Here is a 13,409-nt window from a genome sequence, read left to right as displayed (position 1 = left end):
AATTTTTGCTAAATATGAATTATTTGTAAAATTTACACTTGTGTTGTTTTTTGCGCAAGGCTTTCTGTCATTCCATCTCTATAGTCCATCATGTCCCTATCCTCACTTTCTGCCCTCTCCCCACTTGACGGTCGCTATGCAAGCAAGGTTGATGCTTTGCGTGCCGCTTTGTCTGAAGCTGGCTTCATGCATCATCGCGTTAAAGTTGAAGTGTCCTGGCTGCAAGCTTTGTCACAAGCCGGTTTCGATGAAATCAAGGCTTTTTCGCCTGCTGCCAATGCGCTCCTGGAAAAACTTGTTGCTGATTTTTCTGAATCAGACGCACAACGTATCAAGGATATCGAAGCCGTCACCAATCATGACGTCAAAGCGGTTGAATACTGGCTGAAAGAGCGAGTCAAGGACGTGCCTGAACTGGTTGCTGCCAGCGAGTTCATCCACTTTGCCTGCACTTCTGAAGATATCAACAATACTTCGCATGGCATGATGCTGAAAACTGCCCGCAATGATGTCATGTTGCCAGCCTTGCGCAATGTCATCATGAGGTTGACGGAACTGGCACATGTAAATGCCGACGTACCCATGCTGTCACGCACCCATGGCCAGGCCGCCAGCCCAACTACCCTGGGCAAGGAAATGGCCAACGTCGTGGCCCGCCTGCAACGCGCCATCAAGCGCATAGAACAAGTCGAAATCCTGGGCAAGATGAATGGCGCAGTTGGCAATTACAATGCCCATTTGTCTGCCTACCCTGGCCATGACTGGGAAAATTTTTCCAAAAATGTGATCGAACAACGCCTGGGTCTGACTTACAACCCCTACACCATACAAATCGAGCCACATGATTACATGGCTGAAATGTTTGATGCCTTCGCCCGTGTCAACACCATTTTACTGGATCTGAACCGCGACATCTGGGGTTATATCTCGGTAGGTTATTTCAAGCAAAAGACCAAGGCTGGTGAAATTGGCTCGTCCACCATGCCGCATAAAGTCAATCCTATCGACTTTGAAAACTCAGAAGGCAATCTGGGTCTGGCCAATTCTCTGCTGCGCCATCTGTCAGAAAAATTACCAGTATCGCGCTGGCAGCGTGACTTGACTGACTCTACCGTCTTGCGCAATATCGGCGTGGCTCTTGGTTATACCCTGCTGGCCTACGACAGTTGCCTGCGCGGTCTGAATAAGCTGGAAACCAATCCAGAGCGCCTGGCAGCAGACCTGGATGCAACCTGGGAAGTATTGGCAGAACCAGTACAAACTGTGATGCGCCGTTATGCGGTTGAAAACGCTTACGAACAATTGAAAGAACTGACACGCGGCAAAGGTATCACCAAAGTAGCCTTGCAAGAGTTCGTCGAAGGTCTGGCGATCCCACGTGATGCCAAGGATTTGCTGCTGGCAATGACACCGGCAAACTACACCGGTATTGCAGCGAAACTGGCAAAAGCGATTTAAGTCTCAAAGACCAAAAGACTCACCACAGAGGCACGGAGACACAGAGGTAGCACAGAGAAAATCGAAGAAAGCCAAAAAATATCAAGGCTAACTCGCATTGTTTTCTCCTGCTTTTCTCTGTGTCTCTGTGCCTCTGTGGTTAATGGTCTTGATTCACACAACTTATTTCTGCGAACGGAATGGGAACATGAGTTGTTTCACGAAACCGTCCGGCATATAGTCACCCTGCACACCATATTTCTCCGGAAAACCCTTTTGTCCCTTGATCGCCGTACCAAACAAATGATCAAGGAAGGCATAGTGGGCGGCATAGTTTTTATCAATCGCCACATCATCCGATGAATGGTGCCAGTGATGAAAATCTGGTGTGACGATCAGGTACTTGATTGGTCCCCAAGGTAAATGCACATTGGCATGATTGAACACTGCCTGGAAACCGACCACGATGATGTAGACATCCATGACAATCTTGTCAAAACCCAAGACATACAGGGCACCCAGGACACCAACGCGTGTACAAATCAGTTCAAGGATGTGCTGGCGCGAACCGGCCAGCCAGTCCATGGTCTTGGCAGAATGATGGACGGCATGGAAGCGCCATAAAAATGGAATCTCATGATAGGCACGGTGCGTCCAGTACTGCACCAGATCGGCAGCCAGGATACACAGCAGTAACTGCGGTACAAACCAGATAGACTGCACAAAATCACGCACACTGTCATGCGCCATCCAGCCAAACAGGCGATGGATAGCGAAGTTGACTGTCAACAAGGCCAGGCCGACGATGAAGTGATTCACTGCAAAATGCACCATATCGGTTTGCCATTCGCGACGGAAAATCAACTGCCCTTTATACAGTGGGAAGATCTTTTCTATGACCACGAAGATGATCGTCGACCCCAACAAATCGAGGATGAACCAGTCCAGCCCTATATATGGTGTGTGATCAGGAAAATCTGCCACTGGCACATGCGACCCGCCAAAGGCCACTGCCGCAATGACCAGCGTAGCTGCCACCGCATTCAAGCCGCGACGGCGATTGAACAGTATATTCAACAAGCTAATCACACCAGACAAGACCAGCGCTGCAAACAAAATATGCCTGATCACATCAGGCGAATAATTTTTGCGCAATTCAGGCGTCGTCAGATATTGAGGGAAGTGAAAAGCAATGACTCCCAGCAAACACAGGAATGCCAGCGTCAAGGCCAGCACACCACTGGCCAGACCTGTTCCCGGCTTCAATGGCCCGCTTTGGTCCAGCAAACCCGTTGTTTCGCTGACAGCATCTGCCACATTGCCAAGCACATTTTTGGCAGGATCAACTAGTATCTTCCCTAGGAGTTTTTCTGGAATTTCTGGTTTCATCAGTAAAATGATTAAATTAGCAAGTAAGCCAATGATAAATGAATGCCTTTATGGCAGGGGAAAAACCTTTTTGAGGCAAATTGCGCCGGTATACCGGGCCAAAGTATAGCTGCAAGACTTAGCGTCAAAAACACACAGTAGCAGCTGCTTACACATTATCTGCTTAAAAATCTGAGTGGCCTCAGCAGACTTTCATTTTTTTTGCTAATATTAGTTCTACTTCGAACTAATTATCTCTTTCGTCAGAGGAGCCAGCATGGTAGCCACTCAAAGATATTCCAACTTCAGCATAGTTCTGCACTGGCTCATTGCCATCCTCATTATTATTGCCTTTATCCTGGGCAATATCATGGTGGACATGCGTATCAGCCCGACCAAATTGCAATATTATTCTTACCATAAGTGGCTGGGCATGACGGTGCTTGGCTTTGTTGCCCTGCGCCTTATCTCCCGACTATTGAGCAAGGCACCGCCTTACCCTGCCAACATGGGAAAAGTCCAGATGCATATCGCCAATGGCACCCACATCTTGCTGTACGTGCTGATGTTTGCGGTACCCTTGTCTGGCTATTTTTACACCCTGGCTGCAGGCTACCCCGTAGTCTATCTGGGATTATTCGAATTACCAGTTTTAATAGGTCCCAACCCTGAAATCAAGGGTAGCTTAAAAGAATTGCATGAAATATTAAACAATATCATGCTGGTTCTGGTCTTACTGCATGTCGCTGCTGCGCTCAAGCATCATTTTTACGATAAAGACGGGCTCTTGCATCGCATGCGCCCAGGTCCTTAATTCTTTTTATACAGGTAACAAGCATGTCCGAATATTCCATGAAAAAAATCGCCATTTCCGCTGCCCTTGCGGTCGCAATTGCTACGCCAGCCATTGCAGCCATCGTGAAAGTCGACAATACCAAAAGCGCAGTCAGTATCACCTTCAAGCAAATGAATGTGCCCGTTGATGCCAAATTCAAAAAATTTAGCGCCAGCATCGACTATGACGCTGCAAAACCCGAAGCTTCCAAAGCAACGGTAGATATTGATGTTGCCAGCTTTGATCTGGGCGATGCCGAATACAACAAGGAAGTCTTGAAGAAGGAATGGTTTAATGCCGCCGCATTTCCTAAGGCCAGCTTTGTGTCCACCTCCATGAAAGCTGGCGCGGCTGGCAAACTCGATGTGACCGGCAAGCTCAGCATCAAGGGCAAAACCGTGGATGTCAGCTTCCCTTTAAGCATCAAGAAAGAAGGCAATAACCAGGTCTTTGACGGCAGCCTGCCCATCAAACGCCTCACCTTCAATATTGGTGAAGGTGAATGGAAAGATACCGGCATGGTCGCCGATGAAGTACAGATCAAGTTTCACGTAGTAACAAACCCGTAATACCAAGTACCCCAAAACTTTTTAAGCAAACAAATTTTCGCCATTCAGGAGTCAACTATGAAAATCGCCAAACTTATCGCCGCCGCCCTGCTGATCAGCACTGCACCTGCCTTTGCTCAGACATATAATATCGAATCCAACCACACTTATCCTAGCTTTGAAGCTGACCATATGGGTATATCTTTGTGGCGCGGCAAGTTCAACAAAACTTCTGGAAAAATCGTGCTGGATCGCGCGGCGAAAACTGGCACCGTTGACATCACGATCGATGCCAGTTCACTCGACTTTGGTCATGAAAAAATGAATGAGCATGCAAAAGGAAAAGACATGTTCAATGTAGCGCAATTTCCTACTGCTACTTACAAAGGTACATCCATCAAGTTTAATGGCGACACACCAGTTGCTGTTATCGGTGAATTGACTATGCTGGGCGTAACCAAGCCTGTCACTTTGACGATCAATAAATTCAAGTGTATCGAACATCCTTTTTTCAAGAAGGAAGCTTGCGGCGCAGATGCCTCAGCAGAATTCAAACGCACTGATTTTGGTCTGAACTACGGTACACCACGTTTTGCACCTGAAGTAAAACTGGCTATTCAGGTAGAAGCGATCAAGGCTGACTAATTTTTTTGTATTAGTTATTGTCCCTGGTGTGATGCGCTCTGCGTATCACACCATAATCCTCACAAACTATCTTATGGGTGAACGTTACCTGCGCAGCATACGATTACTGTCGGAATGCATGCAATTATTTGAACAAGCTTCTGCCAGGAATGTGCGCAAGCTCGGTTTCACACATTCGCAATTCGATATCATTGCCACCCTGGGTAATACGCCAGGCATGACTTGCAAAGAACTCGGCGAAAAAACCCTGATCACCAAGGGTACGCTAACAGGCGTGCTGGACAGGCTGGAACAAAAGGGTTTGATACTGCGTGAACGTGGCAACGATGACAGACGCCAGTTATTCATCAAGCTGACTGCTGCGGGCGAAGCCACCTTTGATGACATCTTCCCAAAAGTAGTACAGTCTGGAAAGCAACGCTTCAAGACATATACAGAAGACGACTACCTGAGCCTGGAAAGCAGCTTACTCAAACTCAGGCAGCATTTGCAGGAAGACGACTGTCAATAAATCGTCTGCCTCCATCAATCCGCTTTAAATACACATCACGGATTGAGTTCAAGATTCATTTCACTTCCAGCGTGTCACCTACAATAGGCCCCTTCCCGCTGAAACGATCCAGTGCCAGGTAAATCACGGGTGTAATAAACAGGGTAATTGCCTGGGAAAAGATCAGGCCACCAACAACCGCCAGACCCAAGGGCTGGCGCAACTCAGCCCCTGCCCCAAGGCCCATGGCAATCGGCAAGGCACCTACCAGCGCCGCCAGCGTAGTCATCATGATAGGGCGAAAGCGTTGTATGCAGGCTTCGCGTATCGCTTCTGGTGGGGTCATGTTGTGATGTCTTTGTGCATCGAGCGCAAAATCAATCATCATGATGGCGTTTTTCTTGACGATACCGATCAGCAGCAAAATACCGATGGTGGCGATCAACGTCAGGTCCTCACCAAACATTTGCAAGGTCAGCAGCGCGCCCACTGCGGCAGAGGGCAAGCCAGCCAGGATGGTAATCGGATGAATGTAACTTTCATACAGTACGCCCAGCAAAACATAGATGACCAGCAAGGCGGCAACGATCAAAATAATCTGGCCTGATTGCGAATCCTTGAACACCGCTGCATCACCGCCATAAGTCGTGATAATCGACGCTGGCAATTTGATTTCTTCACGGTACTTTTCTATCGCATTGGTAGCATCACCCAAAGCCGTGCCAGGAGCCAGATTGAAAGACACTGTCACCGCCTGCAATTGCCCTACGTGATTGATGGCAGTCGGCCCTACTGTGCGCTTGACCGTAGCAATGCTGGATAAAGGCACCAGGACACCGGCATTGCTGCGTACATAAATGCCGTTGATGGCGCTTTCATCTTTCTTGGCATTTGGTTCTACTTCCATGATGACTTGGTAGCTATCGACATTGGTATACATCGTCGATATCTGCCGCTCACCAAAGGCGCTGTACAAGGCAGAACGTATGCTGTCCATGGTCACACCCAAGGCATTGGCCCGATCGCGGTCGATATCGACGCTGGCCTGCAAGCCTTTCAGTTGCGAGTCGGTAGTGACATCCTTGAAGCCGGGGTCACTGCGCAGTTTTTCTTGCAGCTTGATGGCCCAGTCACTCAGGGAGCCAGCTTCCACACTTTGCAGGATGTATTGATACTGGCTCTTGCTCGGCCTTCCACCTAACTGCAAGTTTTGAGTGGGGCGCAGGAAGACAGAAATGCCAGGCACTTCATTGAGCTTTTTGCGCAAACCATCGACCACTTCCTTCATGGGTTTGCGCTCTCCACGCGGTTTCAGGTTGACGAACATCCGGCCATTATTTTGCGAACCACTGCCGCCGTTGAATGAGGTTGCAGTTGCCACATTCGGGTCATCCCGTATGATTTTGGCGACCTTATCCTGCAAGATCACCATCGCAGGAAAGGAAGTTTCCTCTGCCGCCTCGGTCGAGACATTGATCTGGCCTATGTCTTCTTGCGGAAAAAAGCCCTTGGGTATGACGTTGAACAGATAAGCTGTTGCAGCAAATGTTGCCAGCGCAATCAACAATACGACTTTACGGTGTTGCAATGCCATATCCAGCCCGCGGGTGTAAGTACGCAAGGATGCATTAAAGCTGCTCTCAAATACATGCAACATCGCAGCTATCGCTTTTGGTGGTTCTTTGAGCTCATGCTCGCTCTTCAAGAAGCGGCTGGCCAGCATAGGCACCAAGGTCAACGAAACAAATGCTGAAGCGACGATCGCCAGGCTGACAATGACAGCAAATTCATGGAACAACTGACCTATCACGCCGGGCATGAAGAAGATGGGAATGAACACCGCCACCAGCGAAGTGGAAATCGAGATAATCGTGAAACCCACTTCACGTGAGCCTTGCAATGCCGCCTTGAAAGGTGGCTCGCCATTTTCCACATGGCGCATGATGTTTTCCAGCATGACGATGGCATCATCGACCACCAGACCAACCGCCAGCGTCAACCCCAATAAGGACACATTATCCAGCGTATAACCAAAGCCCCATAAAAGGCCAATAGCACCAATCAGCGAGACCGGCAGGGACAGCGTAGGAATAATGGTTGCCACCATGCGACGCAAGAACAGGAAAATGACAACAATGACCAGAAAGACCGTCAGCAGCAAGGTCAGGTTCACATCATGCAAGGCATCACGAATGGAGACGGAACGATCATTCACCAGATTCATTTTCACCGACGCTGGCAATTGCGCCTTGAAGCCAGGCAAGGCGGCCCTGATGGAATCAACCACTTTGACGGTGTTGGCATCGGTCTGCCTTTGTATCGCCAGAGTGATTGAGCTTTCACCATTGAAATTGGCGGCAGTCTTGACTTGCTCATAGCTGTCTTCCACTGTCGCAACTTCGCGTAAACGCACGACTTGCCCGCCTTTGTTGCTGACCACCAGATTGGCAAATTCAGCCGCGCTTTGCATTTGTTTATTGGCCAGCAAGGTCAGCGTTTGCTTGTCACCTTCCAGCGTGCCAACTGGAGTGTTAGCATTCGAGGTGCGGATCGATGCGGCCAATTCATCCAGTGTCAGGTTACGCGCCTGCAGAGCGTCCGGCATGACACGTATGCGCACCGCGTAACGCTTGATACCAAAAATATTTACCTGGGCCACACCTTCCAGCGTAGACAAGCTGGGCGAAATCAGATGCTCGGCATAACTGGTCAACTCAGACAAGCTCAGTGATGGCGAGGTCAGGGCGATAAATAGCACAGGTGCATCGGCAGGATTAACCTTGCGATACGAAGGTGGTGACGTCATGTCCACCGGCAAGGAACGGGTCGCCCTCAGCAAGGCCGCCTGTACATCCACGGCGGCAGCATCGACATTGCGGTTCTGGTCGAACTCCAGTGTCAGCGAAGTTGAGCCCAGGGTATTGCTGGAACTGATGATCGACAAGCCTGGTATGGTGGCAAACTGTTTTTCCAGTGGCAATGCGACCGAGGTTGCCATGGTTTCAGGACTGGCACCTGGCAGGTTGGCATTCACGCTGATGACCGGCGTGTTATAGCTAGGCAAGGCGGCGATAGGGATATAACGATAAGCCAGAAGGCCGCCGACGATGATGGACAGATTCAACAATACCGTCATCACCGGACGGCGTATAAATAATTCAGACAAATTCATGATGCGCTCGCTGCAGAAGCTGCGGTGCTGGTAGCCGGGGAGCTGGCTGAAGCATCAGGCTTAGCAGCTTCCTTGCCCGCCTTGTCAGCCTTGCCCTTGCCTTCTTTGCTATCGCCATTACGTTCCTTGACGCTGCTGCCTGGGCGCAAGTTTTGTTTGCCATCCAGGACGACTTTGGCACCTGCTTCTACACCAGTCACGACAGCATCATTACCAAACCTGTTGGTGACGACCACAGGTTTCATGATTGCCTTGCCTTCGGCATCGACAATGTACACAGAGCTGGCCCGAGGGCCGACGATGACGGCATACTGGGGAACCACGACGACATCTTTCAAAGTCTGCACGCTGAGTTCCAGATTGGCATAAGCGCCAGGCCAGAGCTTCAATTCCTTGTTATCAAACACTGCCTTGACTTTGATCGTGCCGGATGCGGCATCCACGGCATTATCGACAAACTGCAATTTACCTTTGAACTTGACGCTAGTATCGGGCAGACTGGCCATGACATAGCTGTCGCTACGCTTCATGCTTTCCAGCGCATCGGGCAAGTTGCGTTGTGGCAGCGGGAAGGTAATCGCGACCGGGTCCATCTGGGTAATGCTGACCAGCGGTGTCGCCGTCGCACTAGGCTGTACCAGAGAACCGGGGAAGACGTTGATAAGGCCAGTACGGCCAGCCGATGGTGCGACAATACGATTGTAGCTGAGAGCGACACGGGCCGCACTCACGGCCGCCTTGTCTGAAGCGATGACAGCTTGTTGGGTATCTACCTGGGTCTGGCTTGTGTCGGCTGCGCTTTGAGCAACAAATTTCTTGCTGACCAAGTCCTTGCTGCGCGCGAGTTGTCGCTGATAATCTGCCAGTGTTGCCAGATCCTTGTCCAATTGTGCCTGGGCTTTTGCCAGATTGACTTCATCTGCACGGCTATCCAGGGTAAACAAGACATCACCAGCTTTGACAAACTGGCCTTCCTTGATATGCACCTTAGCGATGGTGCTGGTGACTTGCGGCCTGATATCGACAGTATTCAATGCCGAAACCACACCGTTTGCGCTGATCCTGACATCATAGTCACGTTTTTGCGCAATGATGGTGGAAACGCTTACAGGCCGATTTTGCGCTGCACCAGCAGCACTTCCAGCTTTTGCTGTGCCGTCACCCGCCGCTTTGTCAGATGATTTGAAGTAAGTATAGGCTGCAGCAGAAGTAGCCGCCAGGGCAACCACGATGATCAGGGTTTTGAATTTGCTCATATTATTTTTATCCAGTGCAGAGGTGCGTCCAACAGACATTTGCATAACGCAGCCAGCTACTTCCACTGGCTTGATTGACAGCTACTTGATAGTTTCGTTCTTGCGCTTCGTTTTGCAATCGCCTCTGAGACTCGGTACAACAACAAAAAGTTCAGACTTGAATGCTAACAAAGAAAAAGCCAGCACACAGGCTGGCTTTCATTTTAGATACCTTCCGTTACATGGAAGAGACACAATTAGGTATTTTCAGCAAAGTGCTTAAACAAGGTGTTTACAAAAGCTGTTTAAGCCAAGCACTGACAAAATACTTATACAACTGCGCCATCTGTATCATCTTTTTCCTTGACGGGCTTGATCAGATCTTCACGCTTGACGCCCAGCCACATGGCAATCGCTGCCGCCACGAAAACCGATGAGTAAATACCGAACAGAATACCTATCGTCAGTGCAACTGCAAAATAATGTAAAGTCGGGCCGCCAATCAACAACATCGACAATACCATCAACTGGGTACAGCCGTGGGTGATGATAGTACGTGAGATGGTGCTGGTAATCGCATTGTCGATGACTTCAGTGACAGACATCTTGCGCTGTTTGCGGAAGTTTTCACGGATACGATCAAAAATAACTACAGACTCATTCACCGAGTAGCCCAATACCGCCAACACGGCAGCCAGTACTGACAAGTTGAATTCCCATTCAAAGAAGGCAAAAAAGCCCAGGATGATGATGACGTCATGCAAGTTGGCGACAATCGCGGCTACCGCAAACTTCCATTCAAAGCGTATGGCCAGATACAGCATCACACCTAGTATCACGAACAACAGGGCCATCAAACCATCGTGTGCCAGTTCATCACCAACCTGCGCTCCAACCAGCTCAACGCGCTGCAATTTCACCAGTTCTTTTTTGTCTGCATCCTGGCAAGCCAGTTTTTCAGATGTAGTGCCACTTTCTGCACTGGCCGGGACTTTCGTCAGACTGCCCTTTTCGATTTTGCACAGTGCTTCAAACACCGTATCAGCAGGACTGGTCTTGGCATCCTTTTTGGTTTCAGGCAAACGAATGACAACGTCCTGTGCCTTGCCAAAGGTTTGCACTGGTGAATCAGTGAAACCCAGTTCCTCTACTGTGTGCCGTATCGCATCAACATTGGCGGCCTTAGGGTAAGTCACCTCCATGACCGTACCACCAGTAAACTCTACCGAGAAGTGCAGACCCTTGTGCAGCAGAAAAAACACAGCTGCAACAAAGGTCAGAGCAGAAACGACATTGAAAATCAGCGCATGGCGCATGAAAGGAATGTCTTTTTTAATGCGGAATAATTCCATAATGAATCCCTGTATTCTTGTTTGGCTGGGCGCTTACTTCAACGCGTTTTCTGTTGGTTTCCAGATTTGGCCAATTGAAATGGATGTCAGTTTTTTCTTTCTTCCATACCAGAGATTGACCACACCGCGTGATACAAACACTGAAGAGAAAATCGAAGTCACAATACCCAGACAGTGAACCACGGCAAAGCCACGTATCGCACCAGAGCCAAACACCAGCAAGGCCAGACCGACGATGAGGGTAGTCACGTTGGAATCCAGAATGGTTGCCCAGGCGTGATCAAAACCTTCTTCTATGGCTTTTTGCGGAGATTTGCCAGCGCGCAGTTCTTCGCGTATGCGCTCATTGATGAGCACGTTCGCATCAATCGCCATACCCAGTGCCAGAGCAATCGCCGCAATGCCAGGCAAGGTCAGTGTTGCCTGCATCAGTGACAAGATCGCCACCAGCAACAACACGTTGAATGACAAGGCCAGCACACTGAAGAAGCCGAACAACAGATAATAAGCCATCATGAAAACGGCAATCGCAGCAAAACCATAGATGGTGGAATTGCGACCCTGCTTGATGTTTTCCACCCCCAGTTGCGGGCCTATGGTGCGTTCTTCTATGATTTCCATAGGAGCAGCTAGCGAACCAGCACGCAGCAGCAAGGCCAGGTCACCAGCAGCAGAGGAAGAACCCATGCCGGTAATGATGAAGCGATTGCGCAATTCATCATTAATGGTAGGTGCAATCAAGACTTCGCCCTTGCCTTTTTCAAACAGCACGATGGCCATGCGTTTGCCTATGCGTGTGCTTGTCGCATTCCCCATACGTTTGCCACCATCGCCATTGAGGTCTACGCTGACAGCTGGCTGCTGATTCTGATCAAAACTGGAAGCTGCATTAGTGATGTCGTCACCAGTAATGACTGGATCTTTGGTGAGTATCAAATATTCACCACGGTTGGAAATGAATTTTTCTGAACCATAAGGAACTGCTGTATTGGCATCGACTGTGCCAATCACACTTTCATCCAGCAAACGCACTTCCAGCGTGGCCAGGCGATTGATAATACTCTTGGCGCGTGCAACGTCTTGCACGCCAGGCAATTGCACGACGATACGGTCAGCACCCTGTTGCTGAATGATAGGCTCAGCCACGCCAAGTTCATTCACCCGCTTGGACAAGGCGGTAATATTTTGTTTGATACCTTCAGAAATGACTTCTTTCAGCGCACTTGGCTTCAGCTTGACTTGCAAACCAAAATCAGTGCCTTCAGTGCCAGCGGTATCGACCAAATCCACGTCAGGCATCTGGGAGGTCAGCACTTTCTTGGCTTTGATACGCTCTTCTGCATCACGGAATTTCACCTTGATCAGATCACCCTCACGGCTCAGGCCTGCATGACGGACTTCTTTTTCACGCAAATTGGCACGCACACTGGACAGCAAGCCTTGCATGCGTTTGTTCATGACAGCCTTGGTATCGACCTGCATGAGGAAATGCACACCGCCACGTAAATCCAGGCCCAGATACATGGGCAAGGCATGCATGCTCTGCAACCACTTCGGGGTATTCGGCAAAAGATTGAAGGCCAAGGTATAAGCAGGATCGGCCGGATCAGCATTCAGCGCTTTTTCCAAAATAGCTTTGGCTTTGAACTGGGTATCCGTATCTTCAAAACGGGCGCGTACCGTGCCTTGAGTGCCGTTATTTTCGTAGAAAACATTCTTGCTTTTCAAGCCGGCTTGTTCCAGCGCTTTTTCAACGCGGCCGGTCATATCGGCTTCGACTTTGACGGTGGCTTTACCGCTACTGACTTGCACTGCAGGTGATTCGCCAAAGAAATTGGGCACGGTATAAATGGCACCGAACACCAGGGCGATCAGAATCAGTATGTACTTCCAGAGTGGATAGCGATTCATAATTGGGGGAAAATAATTGGAAGCTAAAAATGCACAACGCAGCCCAGATTATTTTTTGGACTGCGTTGCCGTTGTTTACTGATTAAATCGCTTTAATCGTGCCCTTGGGCAGCATCATCGTGATGGACATTTTTTGCACGACGACTTCTGTTCCGTTGGCAACTTCGATAGTGACATAGGCATCGCTAACCTTGACCACTTTACCCAGTATACCGCCTGCTGTGACCACTTCATCATTTTTTGCCAGAGCATCCATCATTGTTCTTTGCTCTTTCTGACGCTTCATTTGCGGACGTATCATGAGGAAATACATCACTGCTACCATCAGGAGCAAAGGCCACATACTCATCAGATTACTCTGGAGATCGCCGCCAGCGGCTGCTTGCGCATAAGCATTGGAAATAAACACGTTCAGA

11 protein-coding genes are annotated in these 13,409 nt (G+C 49.4%); 5 read left to right on the top strand and 6 right to left on the bottom strand.

Annotated elements, in window-relative coordinates; genetic code table 11:
• Positions 1-90: 90 nt before the first annotated feature.
• The gene (gene purB, locus Q8K39_RS02905; RefSeq protein ID WP_305258208.1) at positions 91-1,458 is read left to right on the top strand and encodes an adenylosuccinate lyase; all 1,368 of its coding nucleotides are present in this window, start codon (positions 91-93) and stop codon (positions 1,456-1,458) included.
• Between the two features lie 162 nt (positions 1,459-1,620).
• Here purB and Q8K39_RS02900 read toward each other — a convergent pair whose 3' ends face one another.
• On the bottom strand, positions 1,621-2,754 hold the full coding sequence (locus Q8K39_RS02900; RefSeq protein ID WP_305258227.1) for a sterol desaturase family protein: 1,134 nt from the start codon (positions 2,752-2,754) through the stop codon (positions 1,621-1,623).
• A gap of 328 nt (positions 2,755-3,082) precedes the next feature.
• On the opposite strand from Q8K39_RS02900, the gene Q8K39_RS02895 reads away from it, so the two are divergent.
• The 4 genes from Q8K39_RS02895 (at position 3,083) to Q8K39_RS02880 (ending at position 5,344) form a co-directional block, all read left to right on the top strand.
• Positions 3,083-3,619 carry a cytochrome b gene (locus tag Q8K39_RS02895; RefSeq protein ID WP_305258207.1) on the top strand — a complete coding sequence of 179 codons (537 nt, stop codon included), beginning with the start codon at positions 3,083-3,085 and terminating at the stop codon, positions 3,617-3,619.
• 38 nt (positions 3,620-3,657) lie between these two features.
• On the top strand, positions 3,658-4,209 hold the full coding sequence (locus tag Q8K39_RS02890) for a YceI family protein (RefSeq protein ID WP_305258226.1): 552 nt from the start codon (positions 3,658-3,660) through the stop codon (positions 4,207-4,209).
• A 57-nt stretch (positions 4,210-4,266) separates the two neighbouring features.
• On the top strand, positions 4,267-4,833 hold the full coding sequence (locus tag Q8K39_RS02885; RefSeq protein WP_186952192.1) for a YceI family protein: 567 nt from the start codon (positions 4,267-4,269) through the stop codon (positions 4,831-4,833).
• A gap of 73 nt (positions 4,834-4,906) precedes the next feature.
• A complete protein-coding gene (locus Q8K39_RS02880; protein ID WP_186952191.1) occupies positions 4,907-5,344 on the top strand; it encodes a MarR family winged helix-turn-helix transcriptional regulator in 438 nt (145 codons plus the stop codon).
• 55 nt (positions 5,345-5,399) lie between these two features.
• Here the strand turns inward: Q8K39_RS02880 and Q8K39_RS02875 are convergent, their stop codons facing one another.
• The 5 genes from Q8K39_RS02875 to yajC all read right to left on the bottom strand — a co-directional run bounded on the left by Q8K39_RS02875 (position 5,400) and on the right by yajC (position 13,342).
• On the bottom strand, positions 5,400-8,495 hold the full coding sequence (locus Q8K39_RS02875) for an efflux RND transporter permease subunit (RefSeq protein ID WP_305258206.1): 3,096 nt from the start codon (positions 8,493-8,495) through the stop codon (positions 5,400-5,402).
• Entirely contained in the window at positions 8,492-9,751 is a 1,260-nt protein-coding gene (locus tag Q8K39_RS02870) for an efflux RND transporter periplasmic adaptor subunit (protein ID WP_305258204.1), read from the bottom strand. The genes Q8K39_RS02875 and Q8K39_RS02870 overlap by 4 nt, the downstream gene beginning before the upstream one ends.
• Positions 9,752-10,059: 308 nt before the next feature.
• Positions 10,060-11,082, bottom strand: coding sequence for a protein translocase subunit SecF (secF, locus tag Q8K39_RS02865; protein WP_305258203.1), 1,023 nt, complete (start codon positions 11,080-11,082; stop codon positions 10,060-10,062).
• A gap of 33 nt (positions 11,083-11,115) precedes the next feature.
• Positions 11,116-12,993 (bottom strand): protein translocase subunit SecD, encoded by a 1,878-nt coding sequence (gene secD, locus Q8K39_RS02860; protein WP_305258202.1) that lies wholly within the window; start codon positions 12,991-12,993, stop codon positions 11,116-11,118.
• An 82-nt stretch (positions 12,994-13,075) separates the two neighbouring features.
• Positions 13,076-13,342 carry a preprotein translocase subunit YajC gene (gene yajC / locus Q8K39_RS02855; RefSeq protein ID WP_230413645.1) on the bottom strand — a complete coding sequence of 89 codons (267 nt, stop codon included), beginning with the start codon at positions 13,340-13,342 and terminating at the stop codon, positions 13,076-13,078.
• Between the last annotated feature and the right edge of the window lie 67 nt (positions 13,343-13,409).

The organism is Undibacterium sp., from assembly GCF_030683615.1.
Classification (GTDB): Bacteria; Pseudomonadota; Gammaproteobacteria; order Burkholderiales; family Burkholderiaceae_D; genus Undibacterium; species Undibacterium umbellatum.
Note: the sequence above shows the minus strand (reverse complement) of the source record. Positions and strands in the feature narration are given on the sequence as shown.

Coding starts and splice junctions, on each gene's coding strand:
- purB (WP_305258208.1), top strand. CDS start 91: ATGTCCCTATCCTCACTTTCTGCCCTCTCCCCACTTGACGGTCGCTAT.
- Q8K39_RS02895 (WP_305258207.1), top strand. CDS start 3,083: ATGGTAGCCACTCAAAGATATTCCAACTTCAGCATAGTTCTGCACTGG.
- Q8K39_RS02890 (WP_305258226.1), top strand. CDS start 3,658: ATGAAAAAAATCGCCATTTCCGCTGCCCTTGCGGTCGCAATTGCTACG.
- Q8K39_RS02885 (WP_186952192.1), top strand. CDS start 4,267: ATGAAAATCGCCAAACTTATCGCCGCCGCCCTGCTGATCAGCACTGCA.
- Q8K39_RS02880 (WP_186952191.1), top strand. CDS start 4,907: ATGGGTGAACGTTACCTGCGCAGCATACGATTACTGTCGGAATGCATG.
- Q8K39_RS02875 (WP_305258206.1), bottom strand. CDS start 8,495: ATGAATTTGTCTGAATTATTTATACGCCGTCCGGTGATGACGGTATTG.
- Q8K39_RS02870 (WP_305258204.1), bottom strand. CDS start 9,751: ATGAGCAAATTCAAAACCCTGATCATCGTGGTTGCCCTGGCGGCTACT.
- secF (WP_305258203.1), bottom strand. CDS start 11,082: ATGGAATTATTCCGCATTAAAAAAGACATTCCTTTCATGCGCCATGCG.
- secD (WP_305258202.1), bottom strand. CDS start 12,993: ATGAATCGCTATCCACTCTGGAAGTACATACTGATTCTGATCGCCCTG.
- yajC (WP_230413645.1), bottom strand. CDS start 13,342: ATGAGTATGTGGCCTTTGCTCCTGATGGTAGCAGTGATGTATTTCCTC.